This window comes from Lacticaseibacillus sp. 30 (genome assembly GCF_053819265.1).
The window spans coordinates 16,430-37,913 of record NZ_JBSOQX010000022.1 but is presented as its reverse complement, the minus strand read 5'-3'; the positions used below and the strand labels follow the sequence as shown (position 1 = coordinate 37,913).

22 protein-coding genes are annotated in these 21,484 nt (G+C 45.9%); 16 read left to right on the top strand and 6 right to left on the bottom strand.

Annotation, left to right across the window (positions count from 1 at the left end; translation table 11 throughout):
- Positions 1–50: 50 nt before the first annotated feature.
- A complete protein-coding gene (locus ACWPAB_RS12630; RefSeq protein WP_003567401.1) occupies positions 51–242 on the bottom strand; it encodes a hypothetical protein in 192 nt (63 codons plus the stop codon).
- A 126-nt stretch (positions 243–368) separates the two neighbouring features.
- Between ACWPAB_RS12630 and ACWPAB_RS12625 the strand changes: the two genes are divergently transcribed.
- Positions 369–1,898 (top strand): multicopper oxidase family protein, encoded by a 1,530-nt coding sequence (locus ACWPAB_RS12625; protein ID WP_003585581.1) that lies wholly within the window; start codon positions 369–371, stop codon positions 1,896–1,898.
- 39 nt (positions 1,899–1,937) lie between these two features.
- A complete protein-coding gene (locus ACWPAB_RS12620; protein ID WP_016382205.1) occupies positions 1,938–3,311 on the top strand; it encodes an MFS transporter in 1,374 nt (457 codons plus the stop codon).
- 153 nt (positions 3,312–3,464) lie between these two features.
- On the opposite strand, the gene ACWPAB_RS12615 is transcribed toward ACWPAB_RS12620, so the two are convergent.
- Positions 3,465–3,830 carry a hypothetical protein gene (locus tag ACWPAB_RS12615; protein WP_003580900.1) on the bottom strand — a complete coding sequence of 122 codons (366 nt, stop codon included), beginning with the start codon at positions 3,828–3,830 and terminating at the stop codon, positions 3,465–3,467.
- A 300-nt stretch (positions 3,831–4,130) separates the two neighbouring features.
- Positions 4,131–6,848 (bottom strand): HAD-IC family P-type ATPase, encoded by a 2,718-nt coding sequence (locus ACWPAB_RS12610; protein ID WP_016380888.1) that lies wholly within the window; start codon positions 6,846–6,848, stop codon positions 4,131–4,133.
- A 387-nt stretch (positions 6,849–7,235) separates the two neighbouring features.
- On the opposite strand from ACWPAB_RS12610, the gene ACWPAB_RS12605 reads away from it, so the two are divergent.
- From ACWPAB_RS12605 to ACWPAB_RS12595, 3 genes are all read left to right on the top strand, one after another.
- The gene (locus tag ACWPAB_RS12605) at positions 7,236–8,843 is read left to right on the top strand and encodes an Nramp family divalent metal transporter (RefSeq protein ID WP_003567390.1); all 1,608 of its coding nucleotides are present in this window, start codon (positions 7,236–7,238) and stop codon (positions 8,841–8,843) included.
- A 291-nt stretch (positions 8,844–9,134) separates the two neighbouring features.
- Positions 9,135–9,893: a hypothetical protein gene (locus ACWPAB_RS12600; protein ID WP_003567386.1), complete on the top strand. Its 759-nt coding sequence runs from the start codon at positions 9,135–9,137 to the stop codon at positions 9,891–9,893.
- Between the two features lie 132 nt (positions 9,894–10,025).
- Positions 10,026–11,402, top strand: coding sequence for a class II fumarate hydratase (locus ACWPAB_RS12595; protein ID WP_016381946.1), 1,377 nt, complete (start codon positions 10,026–10,028; stop codon positions 11,400–11,402).
- A 261-nt stretch (positions 11,403–11,663) separates the two neighbouring features.
- Here ACWPAB_RS12595 and ACWPAB_RS12590 read toward each other — a convergent pair whose 3' ends face one another.
- On the bottom strand, positions 11,664–12,827 hold the full coding sequence (locus ACWPAB_RS12590) for an NADH-dependent flavin oxidoreductase (RefSeq protein ID WP_016380884.1): 1,164 nt from the start codon (positions 12,825–12,827) through the stop codon (positions 11,664–11,666).
- A gap of 25 nt (positions 12,828–12,852) precedes the next feature.
- Positions 12,853–13,587, bottom strand: coding sequence for an SDR family oxidoreductase (locus tag ACWPAB_RS12585; RefSeq protein WP_003580891.1), 735 nt, complete (start codon positions 13,585–13,587; stop codon positions 12,853–12,855).
- Positions 13,588–13,791: 204 nt separating this feature from the next.
- On the opposite strand from ACWPAB_RS12585, the gene ACWPAB_RS12580 reads away from it, so the two are divergent.
- From ACWPAB_RS12580 to ACWPAB_RS12540, 9 genes are all read left to right on the top strand, one after another.
- Entirely contained in the window at positions 13,792–14,745 is a 954-nt protein-coding gene (locus ACWPAB_RS12580; protein ID WP_016380549.1) for an aldo/keto reductase, read from the top strand.
- Between the two features lie 271 nt (positions 14,746–15,016).
- Positions 15,017–15,250 carry a Blp family class II bacteriocin gene (locus ACWPAB_RS12575; RefSeq protein ID WP_003567376.1) on the top strand — a complete coding sequence of 78 codons (234 nt, stop codon included), beginning with the start codon at positions 15,017–15,019 and terminating at the stop codon, positions 15,248–15,250.
- Positions 15,247–15,462, top strand: a complete 216-nt coding sequence (locus tag ACWPAB_RS12570) for a hypothetical protein (RefSeq protein ID WP_003567374.1) — start codon at positions 15,247–15,249, stop codon at positions 15,460–15,462. The genes ACWPAB_RS12575 and ACWPAB_RS12570 overlap by 4 nt, the downstream gene beginning before the upstream one ends.
- Positions 15,463–15,597: 135 nt before the next feature.
- Positions 15,598–15,906, top strand: coding sequence for a hypothetical protein (locus tag ACWPAB_RS12565; protein WP_003659595.1), 309 nt, complete (start codon positions 15,598–15,600; stop codon positions 15,904–15,906).
- A gap of 270 nt (positions 15,907–16,176) precedes the next feature.
- Positions 16,177–16,773 carry a sugar O-acetyltransferase gene (locus tag ACWPAB_RS12560; protein ID WP_003580888.1) on the top strand — a complete coding sequence of 199 codons (597 nt, stop codon included), beginning with the start codon at positions 16,177–16,179 and terminating at the stop codon, positions 16,771–16,773.
- Between the two features lie 118 nt (positions 16,774–16,891).
- Positions 16,892–17,227, top strand: coding sequence for a bacteriocin immunity protein (locus tag ACWPAB_RS12555; protein WP_003580886.1), 336 nt, complete (start codon positions 16,892–16,894; stop codon positions 17,225–17,227).
- Between the two features lie 318 nt (positions 17,228–17,545).
- Positions 17,546–17,737 (top strand): hypothetical protein, encoded by a 192-nt coding sequence (locus tag ACWPAB_RS12550; RefSeq protein ID WP_003576306.1) that lies wholly within the window; start codon positions 17,546–17,548, stop codon positions 17,735–17,737.
- A 251-nt stretch (positions 17,738–17,988) separates the two neighbouring features.
- Positions 17,989–18,321: a hypothetical protein gene (locus ACWPAB_RS12545; RefSeq protein ID WP_003580874.1), complete on the top strand. Its 333-nt coding sequence runs from the start codon at positions 17,989–17,991 to the stop codon at positions 18,319–18,321.
- A 557-nt stretch (positions 18,322–18,878) separates the two neighbouring features.
- The gene (locus ACWPAB_RS12540) at positions 18,879–19,691 is read left to right on the top strand and encodes a CPBP family intramembrane glutamic endopeptidase (RefSeq protein WP_003580872.1); all 813 of its coding nucleotides are present in this window, start codon (positions 18,879–18,881) and stop codon (positions 19,689–19,691) included.
- An 800-nt stretch (positions 19,692–20,491) separates the two neighbouring features.
- Here ACWPAB_RS12540 and ACWPAB_RS12535 read toward each other — a convergent pair.
- Positions 20,492–20,716 (bottom strand): hypothetical protein, encoded by a 225-nt coding sequence (locus tag ACWPAB_RS12535; protein WP_003567359.1) that lies wholly within the window; start codon positions 20,714–20,716, stop codon positions 20,492–20,494.
- A gap of 321 nt (positions 20,717–21,037) precedes the next feature.
- On the opposite strand from ACWPAB_RS12535, the gene ACWPAB_RS12530 reads away from it, so the two are divergent.
- The gene (locus tag ACWPAB_RS12530; protein ID WP_003567358.1) at positions 21,038–21,226 is read left to right on the top strand and encodes a ComC/BlpC family leader-containing pheromone/bacteriocin; all 189 of its coding nucleotides are present in this window, start codon (positions 21,038–21,040) and stop codon (positions 21,224–21,226) included.
- 34 nt (positions 21,227–21,260) lie between these two features.
- On the top strand, positions 21,261–21,434 hold the full coding sequence (locus ACWPAB_RS12525) for a bacteriocin (RefSeq protein WP_032675994.1): 174 nt from the start codon (positions 21,261–21,263) through the stop codon (positions 21,432–21,434).
- Positions 21,435–21,484: the final 50 nt, after the last annotated feature.

The following is a 21,484-nucleotide window of genomic DNA, read 5'->3' as shown; positions in this document are numbered from 1 at the left end:
AACACTGATCAATGACTCCATGAAAGGTCTTGCAGCAACTTCTTAACAAACTAGTGCTGGTGGGCGTGTTGTTGACTTGACTGGGGCCGATAAGCGGTAACTAACCCGGTCACAGCGTCCAAAGTCATAATCAGACCCATTAACCACATCGCTGCCATATTGTGCATGGTACCAATTAGAATCAGCAGCACCACATTTAACGCCAGCATGAGCCAGCCCATTGTTTTCGACATTTGTTGCATGAAAATCCTCCTCAAGTGTATGGATAAGACCTATACCATTTTTCGATACTACTTTAGATTAATTCTAAATTATGTTTATGGCAACCCTAAAAAGTGTTAAAATTCTTGTCAGAGGGGGAAATCACGATGAAAACCTATACGGACTATTTCTTTGATGAGCCAGCGTTTGATCTCCACGATGGCGGGTACGTGCCGCTTGAGGTCAGTGATGCGCCTGAGAAGCCCTTAAATGTGCCACCGTTGTTGAAACCGGATAAAGAGACAGCGACCGACGTTTATTACACGGTGACAGCAGAGGCTGGGGAAACACAACTGTTGCCAGGGGCGAAGACCAAGACGTGGGGCTATAATACCAGTCTGTTAGGTCAGACGATTGTGTATCGCCGTGGTCAGCATACGCATGTGACACTGAAAAACACCTTGCCTGAGTTGACCACTTTTCATTGGCATGGGGCTAATGTCAGTGGCCCTTATGTTGATGGCGGATGCCATGCGCCGGTTTATCCGGGTGAAAGTAAGCATATCGACTTCACGTTGGACCAACCGGCGACGACTTTGTGGCTGCACGCGCATCCGTGCCCATCCACAGCCGAGCAGGTTTGGCATGGTTTGGCTGCCATGGTGATTGTCAAAGACGACCATGAAGCCAGCCTGCCATTGCCAAGGAACTATGGCGTTGACGATATTCCGGTCATTTTGCAAGACCGGCGTTTTCACGAGAACAACCAGTGGGACTACCGGGCTGATTATGATCCTGACGGTGTTGCTGGGCCAACTGCAATGATTAACGGTACAATCAATCCCTATTTTGATGTCACCACGCAAAAGGTACGGTTGCGTTTTCTGGATGGTGCTAATCGCCGTGAATGGCGGTTGCATTTTTCCGATGACCTACCATTTACGCAAATTGGCGGAGATGGCTCATTGTTACCGGAGCCGGTCAAATTTACCCATTTGATGCTGACTTGTGCTGAGCGTGCCGAAGTGATTGTTGATTTTGGCCAATACCATGAAGGCGACGAGGTCACCTTATATACGGATGATGTGCCATTGCTAAAATTCCGCATTCATGCGTTCAAACCGGATCAGACGACCTTGCCTGATAAGTTGTTCGATGTGAAGGCACCAGTGGTTGATCCGGCTTTGCCAGTTCGCCACGTTGTGATGCAGGGGATGGACGAAGGTGTTGCGATTGACGGTAAAAAGTTCGCCATGCAGCGGATTGATGCCACGCAACCAATTGGCAAAGCCCAGTACTGGGATGTTACCAATAGCAATGATGCGCCTGGAATGGTTCATCCATTCCATGTGCATGGAACCCAATTCTTAGTCTTGTCGCGGAATGGGCATGCGCCGTATCCAAATGAACATGGATTTAAAGATACCGTTGGCGTAAATCCCGGGGAAACGGTTCGACTGCTGGTTCGCTTTGATTTGCCAGGGGTTTATATGTATCACTGCCATATCATTGAACACGAAGATGGCGGCATGATGGCGCAGATTGAAACTTTTGATCCAGCCAAGCCGAAGCAAGAATATAAGTTAATGGATATGGATACGTTAATGATGGCCTTGGCTAAAGAACGTGGCGTCAAACCATCTGAGATTTGGATGGGCGGTATGCAGTCTTATGAAAAAATGGGGATGAAAATGTAAACGTCCCACAATACTAATATAGAAAAAGATGATTTTAATATGCACTCTCCAACGATCAAACATCGCGGGGCTTTTGTCGCCACGTTACTGACAGGCACCTTTTCGATGTCAATTTCGCAGTCTTCTTTAAGCACCGCTTATCCTGCTTTTATGAAAGCTTTTGGTTTAGGAGCGGATACTGTTGCTTGGCTGACAACCGGCTTTATGTTGGTGATGACCTTGATGATTCCGGTTAGTCCATGGCTGTTGCATAATGTTCCTTTCCAACGGCTTTTCCAAGCGATTGAACTCATTTTTGCCATTGGGACAGGCTTATGTATCTGGGCACCGAGTTTTACCGTGCTCATGATTGGCCGGTTGCTTGAAGCGATTGCGGTCGGGATTATTTTCCCGAGTTTCCAGACCGTGTTGCTGACGATTACGCCGCATAGTGAGCGTGGTCGGGTGATGGGCACGGCGGGATTGGTCATGGGCTCAGCCTTGGCAGTCGGTCCGATTATTTCCGGTGTTTTGCTGACATGGTTCCCTTGGCAGGCTTTATTCTTGTTCTTCTTGGTCGTTTCGCTGCTTGTGCTGGCCGTTTCAACGGTGACCATTGCGTCTGTCATGCCATTGCAACCGACGCAACTGGACTGGGTGTCCTTCCTTTTATCCGCAAGTTTTCCAATTCTACTTTATGCCTTGGGTGCTTTGTCGAAAAAAGGCTTAACTGTTGGCGTGGTTGGTTTGTTGATTTTAGGCGTTCTGGCAGCTGGTATTTTCGTTGTTCGGCAATTGAATCGCCAACCACCAATGTTGCAAATGCGAGTTTTTGCCACTGGTATGTTTACTAAAGCGGTGTTTCTGACCGGAATTTCATACGTCGGTTTGATTGTCACCACTATCCTGATGCCGCTTTACTTTCAAACGCTACTTGGTTTGTCACCGTTGATTTCTGGCTTGTCCTTAGTGCCAGCTGCGGTGTTGCTGAGTATTTTGAATCCAATTAGCGGGCGCCTACTGGATCGCTTTGGACCGCGTGTCGTGGCCATGATTGGCATGTTGTTGATTACTGGCGGCTTTGGTCTGTTAGCAGTCTTTGCCCATCATTTACCACTGATTGGGGCAATTATATTGGCGATGGCGACTGAAGCCGGCAATGCCTTTGTGATGATGCCTTCAGTGACGGCTGGCGCGAATGCTTTGCCGAATGAGCTCGTGGCAGACGGCACTGCGGTTACAACGACGGCTCGTCAGTTATTCGGTTCTGCCGGTGTCATGTTCGCCACAGTGTTGTTGGATGGCATGCAAACCACGCTGCGAAGTCATGCTGGCGGTTTTGCTGTTACCTTCGCTGTGTTTGCTGGCGTGGGCCTGATTGGCTTGCTGTTGGCGTTGACGTTACCAAAGGAAGTCGCGAAGAAAGCGGTATAGCTGCGAATTCGTGCTTTGCATCTACAAAAATGACCGTCTACCAAAAAGTAGACGGTCATTTTTATTGCAACTAAGCATGCTTGACTGGGTACTTAGCCGCAAATGATCAGGAGAGAAGCATCGCGACTAGGAAAGGAGGGTAACACGGTTGCTTTAGTCAACAAAGACCAGTTCGATAGTTTCATCTTCTGGTTTGATGTTGACAGATAAATGACGATTAAGGTCGGCCACCAGTTTGCGTGCGAAGGCCATCTTCTCGTCGAATTCGGTCATGTGCGAAGTAAACGGGACGCTTTGGTAATTAAAGTTTTCGCCGATATAGCCCGGATCAGTCACGTAGCGCAAGTTGTTTTCGTCGTGGCGACTGCCTGGTTTCAGGACGGTATCCAAATACTGATAGAGAATCGTTGGATCGTAGTTCAGCGGCTTATCAAGGGTCGTGGAAAGCTTGTAGCCGGTTGCTTGACCAGCGAATTGTTCGTTGATTTGGACTTGGGTAAGGCTTTGATACAATTTCAAAACGATCACTCCTCTTCTTTTCACTTTTAGTATAGCAGTTATGATGATATTTAAAAGAGAAATATTAGGTAAGCCTGAAATAATTTTTTAGCGATGTGACTAAGCAGGATTCGGGACTGCTCAACCGATAATGCCTTTATTTAAAAGAAAAAAGGTATTCAAAAAGCCTGACAGCCTGAGTGATGGTCGATCTGGCTGTCAGGCCTTCTAAATACGCATAAGGTTTGTTAGGGAAACCTTACTTATAGTATTACCATGATTAATCCAAAATTGGAAGAAAAAAATTAGGGAGGCCAAACATTATCCTTGTGTTTTGGTTACTGACCGAAAGGCACCATGGCCGCGCATACGCTGACGGCGGATCCGAATGATTTTGTCAATTTCGGTCACAATGAGAATGATTGAGCCGGCAAGTATCGCCAGTCCCCATTCACGCCAAGACATCGGTGCGGTTTGAAAAATGTCTTGCATAAACGGCACATAGGTCAGGAAGCATTGCAATGCTAGCATGATCCCAATGATGGCAAAGGCCATGGGATTACTGAACAGGTTCTTTGAGAGTGCCAATGTATTGGTGCGAATGTTAAACAGATAGAAAATTTTACCTAAAACAATCATGTTAACCATCATGGTACTTGCCGTCGTGCGGTCGGTTAGATGATTGGCGGTCAACCAGTCAAACGCCCACAAGCCGATGCCTGCAATTAACATGGCAACATAAGCAATTTGGAAAACATCGTGTTTATGCATCATCGCGGCGTTCTTCTTACGTGGTGGTCGATCCATGGTGCCGGCTTCCGCAGGTTCGAAAATGAAGGCAAATTGGATCGTAATAGCACTGACCATGTTGATCCACAGGAGTTGACTGGCACGCAATGGCATTTCTTGTTGCGTCAGAATGGTGAACACGATGACCAAGCCTTCAGCAAATGAAGTCGGCAGCAGGAACAGAATACTTTTTTTGATATTCTGGTAAATCCGCCGCCCTTGCGCGATGGCAGTTTCCATGCGAGCAAAGCGATCATCGGTCAGTACCATATCCGCTGCATCCTTGGCAACATCAGTACCAGACTGGCCCATAGCAACGCCGACATCGGCTTTTTTAAGGGCTGGCGCATCATTGACACCATCACCGACCATTGCCGTGACATTGCCTGCTTCTTGCAGTACAGAGACGATGGTCAGCTTGTCTTTAGGGGTCGTTCGGGCAAAAACATCAGCGTTAAGAATCAATTGTCGACGTTTTTCATCTGATAGGCCCGCCAATTGCGCACCGGTGACCGCTTCTGGGGAATCAGCCAGTCCGAGTTTTTTGGCAATCGCGATGGCAGTTTCTGGATGATCACCAGTAATCATTTTCACCTTCACGCCAGCGCGGCGCATTTGTTTGATGGCCGTGATGACAGACTCACGCGGCGGGTCGATAATCACGGTGATGCCGAGAAAATCAAGTCCTTCGCTGAGCAGTTCAGGGGTAATTTCGGTTGTGGCGTTTGGCACTACCTTTTCGGCAACTGCAATGACCCGTTGGCCTTGAACACTGAACTGGCTGGTGAGCTTCAAGTAGCGGTCTTGATCAAAATCAGGATGGGCTGTGGCGACTAACGGTAGAATTTTATCAGGGGAACCTTTGACAAATAGTCTCGTTTGGCCATCGACACATTTTGCTAACTTCGCCATGTACCGGTTGTTGGAATCAAATGGCATCAGATCGCGCTCGGTGTTCGCCGGTTCCTGTTTGAAAGCTTTGTAGTAGGCAGTCAGAAACGAGCCATCTGTGGGTTCGCCATTAATGACATAACGACCGTCTTCTTGGTGCAATTCCGTGTCGTTGGCTTCAAATCCAGCAGTCAGTAATGCTGATAAATCGGCATGTTCAGCTGGATCAATCAATTTTCCAGCCATTGAAAAGTCACCAGTCGGCGCATAACCGGTACCGCTGACATCGTAGGTTGCTTGCGGTGTCACGATGGTGGTAATCGTCATCTCGTTTTTGGTGAGTGTACCAGTTTTGTCGGTACAGATGACATCCACTGAGCCAAGCGTTTCAGCAGCTGGCAAGGTTTTCACAATGACATGCTGCTTTTTGGCCATGTTGGACACGCCCATGGCCAAGATGACCGAGGTGGTGGCTGGCAAACCTTCTGGCATGGAGCCGACGACCATCGTGACAATGGCTAAGGCGAGAACCGGCAGACTGTATTTGCCAATGACGAGGCCGAAAATGAACAACAGTATGGCAGCGGCAATGATGGCATAGGAGATGCCTTTGCCGATGCCGTCAATTTCACGCATCATCGGCGAGCGGCCTTTGCGGACATCCGATACCGCTTGGGAAATCTTACCGAATTCGGTGTGATGGCCGGTGGCAACGACGATGCCGATGCCACTGCCACCAGCAACGGCAGTGGAGGCGAACGCAATATTGCTTTGGTCAGCTAATGGCGTGTCAGCTGGCAATGTTGCGGTGGTTTTGATGACGGAATTGGCTTCGCCAGTGAGGACAGCTTCCTGAATGGTGAGATTATCAATATCAACTAAGCGCAAATCAGCCGGGACATTATCGCCTGCTTCAAGGAAGACGATATCACCGACCACAAGATTGGCACTAGGGATATCAAGCCTTTCACCGTCACGGTAAACCGTGGCTTCAGGAGCAAGCATTTTCTTGATTTTTTCCAAGGAATCGCTGGCGTTACTTTCCTGATAGTAGCCGATGATGGCATTGATGATAATGACCAAAACGATAACTGAGGTATCGGTCACATCACCTATCACGGTTGTCAAAATCGCGGCAATGATCAGGATATAGATGATCAGATTGTTAAACTGACGCAGAAAAATTAGCCATTTTGGCGTTGGATGCGACTCGATTGAGTTCGGTCCATTTGCCTTCAGGCGTTTAGCGGCTTCTTCTTTAGAAAGGCCGTGGTCAAGGGACGGGACCTGCAACGATTGCTGCAGGTCCTTGATACTGTGTGCAGACGCAGGTGGTTGCGAGTCAGGAACTTCTTCCATGCATGATTCCTCATTTCATAATATAAATTTTTTGTTGCTAACTATATAATATGGTATGCCTAAACTGGTTGCAAACAATTTGTTAATGGCGGTTATGGGGACACTAGCATTTGCAGAAAAGTTGAAAGACCTGATGGGTCGATAAATTTTCCGAAAAGACGTTTGAACATCCTCACACTAGTGACTTTTTAACAATAACGGCAATTCTAAGCAATAACTTGTATGGTCATTTTCACAATTTTTCCTTTAAAAACACAAATTATTTTCATAAAACGGTTGACGATATATCAGTACAGGCATATCCTAAGAAAGGATTAAGTTAGGGAGACCTAAAAGGCCTTGTTCCCCAGGGACTTAACTTTTTTCAAACGAAAGGGGAGAGTTATTGTGAGTGATGATCACAAGAAGCGCCATCCAATTAAGCTCATTCAATACGCGAATGGGCCGTCATTGGAAGAAATTAACGGTACTGTTGAGGTGCCGCACGGGAAAGGGTTTTGGCGCACGCTTTTTGCTTATTCCGGGCCAGGGGCGTTGGTTGCCGTTGGTTACATGGATCCCGGGAATTGGTCAACGTCCATCACAGGTGGGCAAAACTTCCAGTACTTACTGATTTCCGTTATCCTGATGTCAAGTTTGATTGCGATGCTATTGCAATACATGGCAGCTAAACTTGGCATTGTTAGCCAAATGGACCTTGCACAGGCTATCCGCGCACGGACGTCGAAGAAGTTAGGGATTGTGCTGTGGATCCTGACTGAGTTGGCCATTATGGCGACTGATATCGCTGAAGTTATCGGTGCTGCCATTGCGCTTTATCTGTTGTTCCACATTCCACTAGTCATCGCCGTTCTGGTAACGGTCCTCGATGTGCTAGTGCTGCTGCTGTTGACCAAGATCGGGTTCCGAAAGATCGAAGCCATTGTTGTTGCTCTTATTCTTGTCATTTTACTGGTCTTCGTTTATCAGGTTGCTTTGTCCGATCCGAACATGGGTGCTTTGCTGAAGGGATTCATTCCAACCGGTGAAACATTCGCTAGTTCACCTTCGATTAACGGCATGAGTCCTATCCAAGGTGCACTTGGCATTATTGGTGCGACGGTTATGCCGCATAACCTTTATCTGCACAGTGCCATTTCGCAAACGCGGAAAATTGATCACAAGAACCCAGATGATGTGGCACAGGCTGTTAAATTCTCAGCATGGGATTCTAACATTCAGCTGTCATTCGCCTTTGTTGTTAACTGCTTGCTGTTGGTTATGGGGGTCGCAGTCTTCAAGAGTGGTGCCGTTAAAGATCCATCATTCTTCGGCTTGTTCCAAGCTTTGTCAGATTCTTCAACATTAAGTAATGGTGTTTTAATTGCCGTTGCTAAATCTGGTATTCTGTCAATTCTGTTCGCGGTTGCGTTACTGGCATCAGGTCAAAACTCCACCATCACCGGTACCTTAACAGGTCAGGTCATCATGGAAGGCTTTGTCCATATGAAAATGCCTCTGTGGGCACGACGGTTGGTTACCCGGATTATTTCCGTCATTCCAGTTATCGTCTGTGTTATGTTGACGGCTAGAGACACGCCAATTCAGCAACATGAGGCGTTAAATACCTTGATGAACAATTCACAGGTCTTTCTAGCGTTTGCGTTACCATTCTCAATGTTGCCACTGTTGATGTTCACAAACAGTAAAGTCGAAATGGGCGATCGGTTCAAGAACACTGGTTGGGTCAAAGTGCTCGGTTGGATTTCCGTTCTCGGCTTGACTGGACTGAACCTTAAAGGCCTGCCAGATTCAATCGCCGGATTCTTCGGCGATCATCCAACGGCTACACAAACCAACATGGCCAACATCATTGCCATTGTTCTGATCGTAGCTATCCTCGCGTTACTCGCTTGGACGATCTGGGATCTGTATAAAGGCAATCAACGTTATGAAGCACATCTTGCAGCTGTAGCCGATGAAAAAGAGGCGAAGGCAGATGTTGACGAACAATGATTTGTTTGAATCTTTGGCCATGAGTTGCGATGGGATCGAGGAATCTGTGGGGTACGATCCTTGGCTATTCGCCATTCTTGGGTTAGATCATATGCAATCTTAGACGGCCACGCATTCAACCAAATAATCATTATCGTTGTCAGTTTTCCTAGTAAAGCCGCTTTGATCATCTGTTTGTTGATCAAAGCGGCTTTTTTAAGTACAAGCCGGCGCACGTCATGACAGAAAGCATAGGAACTAAAGTTTCATAGTCTCATGAATAGGTAAACAATATAGAAAGCGAGTGATGGGATGGCACAGGGAGAAGAAACAAGCACGTCAACACAGTTATTAGAAACGCCAGCCATGTTGTCGCAACATGCAACGGATTTGCTGATCAGTCTTATGTATGCTGATCGTCTGGGTTCTCAGGCAAGCGGCAGCAAGAAGCGTCTGTCGTTTCGCGGCGGGCGGCAGTTTTTTGAAGATTTTGGCCAATTAGCAGGTATTGGCAGTCGAACAATCATGAAGCGCGCTAGATTGGAACTACAGGTATCTGGCGCTTTATTGGCCGATCGCCATCGAACTCATAAGCATTATCAACTGGCAAATGATCCATGGACGCTTTTCAAGCAATATAACGGTCTAATGACATCGCCAATTCTAGCAACCCGCACATACACTGCTGATGAGTTTGAACAGTTGCTGAAAATCAGCGGTGACTTCAGTGAAAACTTTCCTTTGGAGGCGGCTGGCACCGTTCTAATTAAGGCAGCGATATTTGGCAGTAACCAACCGTTGATTTATGCTGTCTCACAGGCTGCTTATGATCGTTTACTGAAGGCGGAATTAACCTTAAAAATTGCCAATAGCAAGCATCGTGTCGATGATAGTCGCGCAGTCATCATTCAAACATGGTCAGTTGATCCGGCTACGGTGAGTCGTCGGCTGCATGGTGGTATATCGACACCACAGGCAGATCCGATCCATCTCTACTTGTCATTACTGACCACTGGTTCTATCAAAGCTCAAACCGAAGCGGCACAACTTGTCGAAACAATATTGCACTAAACGGCGATTAGCCGTGCTGGGTGGCTTTTTGTTTTACTTGAGTTGTTTAACCGTGGGCGAATTCGTGTAAAATAGGTCTATGCAAATAGGCATGTTGGTTGAATTTTTCTGATGGTGATGACGGAGGTAAACATGAGCAAATATCGAACAGAAACGGACACATTAGGACCAGTTGAAATTCCGGCAAACGCTTTGTGGGGACCGCAAACAGAGCGCAGCCGCCATAATTTTCAGGCTGGTCCATTGATGCCGATGCCAGTGATTAGGGCCTTGCTGCAACTCAAAAAAGCGGCAGCGCGAGCAAATGTGGCCGCTGATGTTTTACCGGCACCAAAAGGCCAATTAATCACGCGAGCAGTCGATGCCTTGTTGGCCTTGCCAGACGAAAAACTGCAAAAAGATTTTCCACTGCATGTCTATCAAACCGGGTCTGGCACACAAACAAATATGAATGTGAACGAAGTCATTAGCCACCAAGCTGCAAAACTCAACCCCGACTTGCCGATCTTACCGAATGATGATGTGAATCACAGTCAAAGCTCCAATGATACTTTTCCAACTGTGATGAATATTACGTCGGCTATTGCAGTGAATCAGTTGCTGCACGCTGTCAACCAACTGTGCAGTGTTTTATATTCAAAAGCCGTCACTTACGCTCGTGTTGTTAAAATCGGTCGAACTCATTTACAGGATGCAACGCCGCTAACGTTTGGCCAAGAAATCAGCGGATGGGTGGCCATGATGGAACATGATCAGATTGCTTTAAAGCGGCTTCAGCCCAATCTTTTTTACTTAGCCATTGGCGGAACAGCAGTCGGAACGGGGCTTAACGCTGACCCTAACTTTGGCAAGATTGTGGCGGGCCGATTGAGCGATGTTTATCAATTACCACTTTCGGCGAAAACCAATAAGTTTGCTGCTTTAGCGGCTCACTCAGAAATTAGCGTTGTTCATGGTGCCATTAAAACGCTAGCGGCTGATCTGCTTAAAATCGCCAATGACATTCGCTTCCTTGCCAGTGGTCCACGTGCTGGATACGGCGAGTTGCGCATTCCGGCCAATGAGCCTGGTAGTTCCATCATGCCGGGCAAAGTGAATCCCACACAGGCCGAAGCGCTAACCATGGCCGCTGTTCGAGTCATGGGCAACGATACGACGATCACGGTGGCCGCTTCACAAGGCAATTTTGAATTGAACGTCTACAAGCCGGTTATCATCAGTACCTTTTTAGAGTCAGCTGATCTACTAACCAAAACAGTCACGAGTTTCACTGAAAAATTAGCTGCCGGCTTGACCATCCACGCACCGCATATGAGAGCACTCGTTGATCATTCGCTCATGCTGGTCACCGCCCTCGCACCCCACATCGGCTACGAAAAAAGTGCCGCCATCGCGCAATTGGCTGAGCAAGAAAACCTCGATCTAAAAGCAGCCGCCATCAAAAGCGGCGACGTCACAGCAGCGCAGTTTGATAAATGGGTCGACCCGTTAAAAATGACAAGAGCGTGAACTGGCGCGGTTAGCTCGGCGTAGCGAAGTGGCAGTGACACAGATGGTCTGGGCTTTGGACCATCTGTGTCACTGTTCTTCGCATAGCCGAGCTGCGCTGGTGAACGCGTTTAAATCAGAGCGTGAGCAGGTGATGATCACACCTTGATTTAAAACTTATAAATCACTGGTAGCTTCAGGCACCATCGCGTAAGTTGAAGACGGCAAGAAAAAAGGCGAGCTTTTTACAGCTCGACTCGCACGATGATTTGAAATGCTAGATTAATCTTGAGTCACGTTGCTTGATGTCACAGACTGCGCAGTTGTTAACGGGACACCTTTTGCCCCACCGGAAATACTTTCGATAAAATCAAGGAAGGTCGGCGCAATGCCAAGTTCTTCAAGATCAGCAGGGGCGATCTGGAAACGGATCGCCTTTTCGTCATGGTCTAAGACCTTCTGAACCCAGTGCGGCTCGCGAATCATTTCGTGACCAATCGCGACCAAATCAAAGGATTCTGCCGCTTTCTCAGCATCGGCGGGGGTTTTAATGCCACCGACCACAATCACTGGAAAAGCACCGGCGACGTGGTTACGAATTTGTTCATTCATGATGGCTGTGTCCTCGGGGTTGCGCAATGAGGTTCGCCAAACGTCACTTTGGGAGACGTGCAGGTAATCAATCTTGGTTTGTTTCAAAGCGGCGATTAAGGCCAAGGTATCATCCAAGGTAATGCCAGGCTGTTCCAACTCTTCCGGCGAAATGCGGTAGCCTAACAAAAATGGCCGGTCAGCAATTGTGGCAATCATTTTTTCTGCTTCATGAACGACTGCCAACGGAAAACGCATCCGCTTATCGCGGTCACCGCCCCATTCATCGGTTCGGCGATTAGAGTTTGGCGAATAGAATTGCTGTATCAGATATGTGTTGGCACCATGCAGTTCGATGCCATCAAAACCAGCAAGGATGGCGCGGCGCACGGCCTGACCAAAATCGTGAATAGTGGCCTCAATTTCTGCCGGTGTCAATGCGCGCGGTGTTTCGTAACCCGCCCGTGGCGCAGCAACCGCACTGGCACTGACTGGCTGCTCACCGCGCAGAATCTTGCTATTGCTCATGCGGCCAGCACTGAAGATTTGCAAAATAGCCTTGGTGCCGCCTGTTTTCATCGCAGCGGCGAGTTTGCTCAAACCGGGGATGAATCGATCATCAGCGACACTTAGCTCACCTTCGAATCCTTTGCCAAGCGCATTGACATTGGCGGTACCGGTAATAAACATGCCGACGCCACCGGCCCGTTGCTGGTAATACCTGATTTCGTCCCGCGTCACAGTGCCGTCTTCAAACGACAGGCGCGTTGTCATCGGCGGAATGACAATGCGATTTTTCAACGTGATGGTTTGGTGCTTGAAGGTGAACGGTTTTAAAAAATGATAACCCGACATGCAATCACACTCCTTTAGACGAAAATTAACGTTCTTGCGTGACTGGCCGTAAGAGCACTTCATTGATGGCAACATTGGCCGGTTGATCAATGGCATACAAAACTGCCTTGGCAACATCCGAGGCGCTGAGGCCATTGTTTTTTTCATCGGCTTCAACAGCTTCACGGCGCTTAGGATCGGTAATTGTGCTGAAAAGCTCAGTATTCACGGCACCGGGCGAGATCATGGTCGTTTTAATATGATTAGCCGCTTGTTCTTGTCGCAGGCCGTCCATGATCGCCTGGATAGCCCACTTGGTACCAGAGTAAACGGCGGTTCCAGGGTGAACAATGTGACCGGCGACCGAGTCTGTTGTGATAATTTGGCCACTGTGTTGGGCAATCATAGGCGGTAAAACCGCGGCGATCCCATACAAGACGCCTTTAATGTTGACGTCAATCATCCGCTCCCATTCGTTGACTTTGAGTTCGGCCATTTCAGAAAGTGGCATCAGGCCAGCGTTGTTATACAAAACATCCACATGACCAAACTTATCCAACGCCAAATCAATCAGCGCTTTCACTTGCTGCTGGTCGGTCACATCGGTTTGTTGATACAGCACCTGACCGTCCGTAAAGCTGGCCGCCAATTCAGCCAACCGTTCTGTGCGCCGCGCACCGATGACTAGTTTTGCACCAGCCTCGGCCAACACTTGTACCGTTGCCGCGCCAATCCCGCTCGATGCACCTGTGATTACAACCACTTTATCTTTAACTGTCAAAATCACGGCCTCCTTTATGGGCTTATCCTGCTAAGAAAAAATAAGTAACAAACACAGTTTAACCTACCGCGCAGCTCAGCACCATGCAAGCTGTTTTATTGAAATTCTAATATTGGCTTGACCTCAAGTGGACTTTAGGGGCTAGACTTAACTTGTCGTCAGTAACATAATTTGAAATGACGTATCGAAGGGAGTTTTGTGTTTATGAAACAAGTTCGATTAGGCGGATCCAATTGGCAGGCGTCAAGTGTGGCCTTGGGCATCATGCGGATGAATGTGCTGGCCCCCGACAAAGCGGCCAATGTGCTGGATAGTGCGTACAATGACGGCATCAACTTTATCGACTCGGCCGACATTTATGGCCAAGGCAAATCCGAAGAAGTTTTTGGTGAAGCCTTGAAGCAAGCCAGCGTTTCCCGCGATCAGTTATTCATTCAATCGAAAGTCGGGATCGTCGTTGATCCAAAACGCTCTCATGGCAGTTTGGTATTCGGCAAACGGTACGACTTTTCAAAAGATCACTTACTGTCAGCGGTTGATCACATTTTGAAACGGTTGCAGGTTGATTACCTTGATTCGGTCTTGCTGCATCGGCCAGATCCGTTAATGGAAGTCGATGACGTTGCGGCGGCCTTTGATGCATTGGAACAAAGTGGCAAGGTTCGGCATTTTGGCGTCTCCAACTTTAACCCTGAACAAATTGCGTTGCTTGAAAGCGGCATTCGGCAGCCTTTGCTGATTGACCAAGTTCAATTCTCCGTTGCCCATACTGGCATGGTCAATGCGGGGATGCACACCAACATGGCCGACGCTGCCTCGGTCGATCATGATGGCAGCCTATTACCATACTTACAACGCAAACACATGACCTTACAAGCATGGTCACCATTCCAATACGGCATGTTTGAAGGCACCTTTATCGATAGCCCGAAGTTTAAGGCGTTGAATGATGAACTGCAGAAAGTCGCTGACCACTACCACACCAATAAAAATGCAATCGCAGTCGCTTGGCTATTACGCCATCCAGTTGGTGTGCAGGTGATTCTCGGCTCTATGAATCCTGAACATATCAAGGAAAGTGCGGAAGGCGCGGACAGCACGTTGACCCGACAAGAATGGTATGACATTTACTTTGCGGCGGGGAATGATTTGCCGTAAGTTGATGATATGAAAAAATTGTCTCAAATTGCTGAGACGATTTTTTTTGCAAAAAATTGAAGTTTTTACCAAGCAAGGAGATTTAAACGTTAAGAATTTTTGACTTTTAAAGCGCAACTGAACAATAAAAGTGTAAAGACGACGTTAAACTGGAAATTTCCTACGTTTAAAAAATTTTGGCATTTTACACAAATAATTAATGTATGTTAAAGACAGTAAAGTCGACCTTACACAAAATAACTTGTTGCCTTTTGAAGAAAAAAGGAAAATTATGTCTTATAATTATCGCCAGCTCGACGATTTTCAGTTGTCAGGGGTTTCAGGTGGGAAAAAGAAATTTGATTGTGCTGCTACATTTGTTACTGGCATCACGGCAGGTATTGGATCAGGAACGATTACTGGCCTAGCTGGTGGTCCTTTTGGGATAATCGGCGGCGCCGTAGTTGGTGGAAACTTAGGAGCGGTTGGGTCAGCTATTAAATGCTTAGGAGATGGGATGCAATGATAAGTAAAGAAGTGGGCATTACTTTAAAACAGCATGATTTGGTCTTAATCCAAGGAGGAGCCAAGCGACGCAATAAACCTAGTGGGTGTATTGTGTCCACGATCGGGGGAGCGGTAGCAGGGGCAGCTGGATTAAATCCATTTACAACTGTTGCAGGCGCTGCAATAGGATTATCCTTGTGTCTCAGCACTAATTACATTCACCCAGCCTAATATTGGACAAAGACGGTTAGCTCCTATCGCAACTGTTCAATATAACTAACACCTTGGTAGTGCTCACTTTTTCTTGTCTTAGTCAAAGATCGATTTCAAATTAGTCTATTTGTGCAAAAGGAAGAGGAAATACAAATGGATAAGATAATAAGTATCATCATAGTTATCTTGATTTTACTGGCGACGATCGCTTTTTATCTAGCACCATTTGTTGGAGGACTTTGGCAAGGGGCAGCAAGAAGCAAAGTCATTGCCAAGATACTTTTGTTAAATCGAGATTTGAAACTATCTAGTAAGGGGCTGAGTAGGTTAATCAATCCCCAGAACCCTTATATAGTTCTCACTACTCTAGATGGAAGACTTGACTTTACATTTATCTCTATGTCAAATTTAAAAAAGCTAAAATCTGAGTTAATGTCACTTGAGATTAAGTCTATGGATTAAGCTGATAAAGTCCGAGGAAGTAGCTGAAATTTCCTAACGCCAGAATTTTGTGACGATGAAGACTGTAACTGTATGTTTCTGTTTGTAACAAAACAGGCGTGGTTCTGTGTGCAGACGCGATGTCATTGTTTTCAAGCCACCATTTCTTCAAGAAGTGGTGGCTTTTTGTAGACTTCATGCGTACCGATAAGCACACCTTAACATATTGGCAATTATCAACGCAGTGCGCAAATGTCTGGTAAACTTGAGCCAAGAAAGAGGGGTGGCGCAATGAATCTAGAAGAAAAATTTGCTTTCATGGCAACTGGTAAGCCATACGACGACATGGACCCTTTGTTACTGGCTGTGCGGGATGAAGCAACTGCCAAAACTGATGCGCTTAACAATGAACACGATCCAGCCAAACGCAATGCCTTGTTTAGGGAATTGGTAGGCCAAACTGGCGTCAAACCGTTTGTGAATCCAAACTTTCATTGTGAGTTTGGCCGGAATATCCGCGTAGGTGATCATTTTTATGCCAATTATGACTGTACCATTTTGGACGGGGCGCCGGTGACCATTGGCGATCACGTTTTGTTTGGCCCGAAAGTCGGTTTGTACACCAGCAACCACCTTTTTGATCCACTTGAACGACAACTTGGTGGCTGCATTGCTAAACCGATTGTAGTCGGGGATGGCTGTTGGCTCGCTGCCAATGTGACGGTGCTACCCGGCGTCACGATTGGTGCGGGGACGATTATCGGGGCAGGTAGTGTTGTCACCCACGACATCCCAGCGCGCGTGATTGCGGCGGGTAATCCTTGCGAAGTGCTGCGCGAGATCACGGCTGCTGATAAAACAGGGTTTGCAGGGCATGACATGATCTAAACGCCAAATCGATACTTGAAATTAACAATCGACAAGCGCATCCTAACAATATTCACAAAGACTAAGGTGCTCCGAGTGAGCATGAATTGCCAAGTTAATCATCGAAAGGAAGTGCAGGATGACAGACAAACGTGAAACTTTAATGTCGATGCTAAGCAAGGCATACGCTAATCCAACGATCAAAGCAGAGCCGGCATTACGGGCGCTTATCGAAACCAACGCCAAAAAGGTTGATGAAGGTGATGACGAAAAGGCTTATGTGACGGCTGTCACTCAGTTGTCCCACGACATTTCCAAATACTATCTGATTCATCACGCCGTACCAGAAGAGCTGGTGGCCGTCTTCAATTACATCAAAAAAGATGTACCTGCTGCCGATATTGATGCAGCACGTTATCGCGCGCAAGCCTTGGCCGCTGGCTTAGTTGCCATTCCCATTGTTTGGGGGCATTAGCCGATGTACAACTGTGAATTTTAAACGGTGAGGCTAAAGTTGATGATCAAGCAATCAGTTATCATTTGCAAAAAAACGTCGCAGACTAAGATCTGCGGCTATTTTTTTGCCATGAAACTTGTTGACACCAGTTAAGAAAAACCGAGTAGCAGATCGATAAAGAGAAAATTTGGTCGATATTTGACAAAAAAGCGACGTTAATCGGGCAAAACCCTACGTTTAAAAAAAGTTTGCGCTGTTGTGTGAACTATCCAGTATAGTGTGCGTAAAAGCATCCGCGAGAAAAAGTCGAAGTTCATCTGGACGGGGGGATACAAGTTGGCGATGACGTTGAATAAAGCAATTCATTATCTTTTACTGATAGGCATCAGTGGTGTCTTTCTTTTTACGCTGGCTGCCGCCATGGGCTGGGTCAACCAAGGTGACTTTGCGCTGCCACTACTGCTTTTGGCGGCAGGACTCACGTTGTTGCGGGAAACTGATGCCGGATATGAAAAAGCGAGGCATTGAATTGGGTCTGCTTAGAAGGCAGAAAAACGTGAAGCCGAATTTCTGTACACAAGGACAAACTGATTTTAAAATGTAATCGGTTACGATGACTCATATCTAAAAGAGTTCAGATACAAGACGGTATCAAGATCCATCAGTCAGGCTATAAAGCCATTGTTTTCCGGTGCTTTGCCTAAAAGCCATAGCATCGATACTTTTCAAACATTTCTATAGAAAAATTGTCACGACATCAAAAGGAATGGTGACATATTATGAACATGATTCAGCGAAATAAAGTCTATTTTATTATGACAGGGCTCAACGAAAGCTTTCAAAAAACTGCAACCGTCAGTGTCATGAATACCGATGCACAAGAGGTCATTGATGATGCGCTACATATTTTGGAAAAAGAAAATGTGCTTCAAAATAGAGCCATTGATTACGCATTAGCGCGCCTGTATTCTCGGTTCGTTCGCTTAATTGGCCTACAGGGGATGAAATTATCCCCAGAAGCTGATCAGTGGTGGCAACAACTGAAAAATTTTATGGAGAATGATATTCATGAAGAGCTGAGTCAGGTTGGCGGACCGCACTTCATTACTTGATCGGTTTGTTCCCAATATTGGCACATGCAAATGCGAAGTCGGAAGTCGAGTGTTACGCTGTTTATACTGTGACTTACCACTTGATTTAGACTGGTTGGGGAAGGAGCACGATGAGATGCATCGAATAAAGAATGATGATTTGCAACAAATGATTGACGGGATGACCTGACGTAAATTCCTGACAATGCTGATTTTAGGATTGATTGCGATAGATGCTTGGTCACACACTGACCAAATTATTGCGGGGTTTTTAAAGGGATGGCAGGGCATGTAGGTGTTTGTGACCGGTGAAGAATTGCGCCAATTGCAAGCTCCGCGACTTTTTCAACACTGCAGCGTCACTTCTTCTTGGCTTAGCGTAGCGTCGTTTGCCGAGTGAAGTGGCTTTTTTTGTCAATAAATGATCGCTAGCGAATTTTTGACGGATGATCGTCAACGTTAAATGGCGAAAACACGACGTTTAAAATTAGTTGACTAAAAGCCATTCATTAACCGGTATATTGTTCATAGCAATGTCGGAAAAAGCCGGCTTTGTCAACTTGGATGAAGGTGACGGAATGGAAAAGAAACGGCAACGGTTGTTCACGCCTGGATTACGGGTTTTATACATTTTTATCTTGGATGAATTTATAGAAGCATTTGTGTTCACCCCATTTTTAAGTTTTCTACAGCTGGATTTTTGGGCAGACATTGTGCTCTATAAAGTACTTAGTTTAGTTATCATTCTGGGGCTCAATCTGTTGCTGTTAAGACAAAAGATTATCTTTAGGACGTCATTTGGCTGGCCAAGCTGGCAGAAATTTGTGTTCTGGGATATTGTGGGCTGCCTTGTAGCTTGGCAAATCTTTACCAACCGAAACTTCCTAGATATTTTACAAGCAAGTGTCATTGGTACCATCGCCGCTGTTCCTGAAGAGTACCTGTATCGCGGGGTTATTTTCGGTGGATTGCTCCGCGCCTTTTACCTTGCTAACCGTGGTGGTACCAAACGTAACTTTCTCTATTGCATGTTACTAAGCAGTCTGGCGTTTTCGCTTGCACACTTGAGTAATCTGCCAAGCCAAGGTGCTGTTGCAACTGTGGGTCAGATGATTCAAGTCAGCGGGATGGGTATGCTGCTGGCTGCTCTCTACGTTCGTTATGGCACATTACTGATGCCGATTTTTGTTCATTTCATGATCGACTGCTTGGTAACGCTGATTCACGGCCCTTATCCTAGCAAATTAAATGGGGTAAGTGACGAAGCGACGCTCATAACTGTTTCGTTGATCTGGGCTACGATTTACTTGGCCATTTCCATGTGGGTCCTATGGCACTGTCATGACGAAGAAGGGTTCATGGCAAGGTTAGCAGGCCAAGCAATCAAATAAGTTTATAGTATCTTGGACACATTCACTCGCAATTGCGGAAAACTTTATTACTGGATATGATAATCGCTTATTTAATTATAGGAAGATCCAAAAAAGAGGAGCTGAATCAAGTGACCAAATCTAAAAAAAGTCAAAGAATGATTATGATCCTTGCTTTGTCAGCAATACAGGTAATGATACTCAGTATTCTGTACAGGATTATAAATCCAAAAGAATTCGCTTCTATGATTTATCAAGTCAACGCTAACAATACAATGAGATTCGTTATCATAGCCGTGATATTGTTTACCTTTATAGCGAGCATGATAAGCTCGTCTCTTTTGGTGTCTGTATTCGATTTTTTGAGGAGTGGTTTATTCAAAAAAGGAAACTCTAAATGATTTTCATCTGTGAATATGACTTTCGTTTTCTCGTGCACACTTAAACACTTTGCCAGACCAAGGTGTTATTGCAACTGTTGAACAGATAATTCAAGTCAGCGGATCATGATGTCTATATGCATTTAATCTCCTCAATTGGCAAATGAAACGTTTGTATTATTGCAAAAATAAACATTGAAGAATGATAGAGAGTGGGTCTGTTTATGAGTTTTAGAAAAATGAGCAGCTTTATTGTTGGTGGCGGCTTTTTATTTGCTATAGTTTGGCTGATTTTAAGTGATCTAGATTTGTTACCTCACATTTCATTTATTGATCGCTACTATTTGATCTTTCTCGTTATTTTTATTGTGGTGTGTGAAAAGAGTCAAAAAAACAAGCCTACAAATTAAGCGATGACGAGGCGACGCTTAGTTTGTAGGCTTATTTTGATTCATCACGATTCCAAGTGTTGTGGTGCCAGTCCGCATGCTTTGACAGACCAAATAGTTTCTTTAATAAATCAAAACCGTTAGCAACGATTGCGAGGTCAATCACGATATAGACAAAGATACTTGAATCATCGGGAACAAGAAAGAGCAACGCCACTAAGCAACAATTAATGATCCACATTGACAGTGGTTGTTTCAACTGCTTGTATGCATTCATGAAAGTCATCTCCATTGGGTTATGCTCAGCATCTTTAAACTTTCAGTATCATTACATCATTTCATACTCATAATAACTAGTGTTCAAGAAAAATGGGTCATCAAAAAATAAACGTCGTAAAATCCCCTTTTTTCGTCGCATTTTAGATTTTTTGACGATAGAACTGACAAAAAAATTGAAAATATCAACGTTAAAATTTAAGTCACCACAAAAGCAATTGCTAGCCGTATATTGTGTGTAGGGTAGCTAGCACCCCCGACCGTTTTACCTAAGAACCAAATGTTTAGCAATGAATCACTCAAAGAAAATGGAGGGATAACAATGCAACAATTCATGACTTTAGATAACAGCAGCTTGGAAAAGATTGCTGGTGGCGAAAACGGTGGTTTATGGTCAATCATTGGCTTCGGTCTTGGATTCTCCGCGCGAAGCGTGCTTACTGGTAGTCTGTTTGTACCTTCGAGGGGTCCTGTAATAGATCTTGTCAAGCAACTAACCCCTAAAAACTAACTTCTAAGCTAAACAGGAAGAAAGGATGTACACCATGACTAACTTAAAAGATAAAGAACTTAGCCAGATCACTGGCGGTTTTGCATTTGTGATCCCGGTGGCTGCCATTCTGGGATTCCTAGCATCGGATGCGTGGAGTCACGCAGATGAAATTGCTGGTGGTGCCACAAGTGGCTGGAGTCTAGCTGACAAGTCCCACAGTTTGTGATTTGTCAATCGGTTTGTAGAATTGGTTAGCCATCTCGTTTCATACGCAAG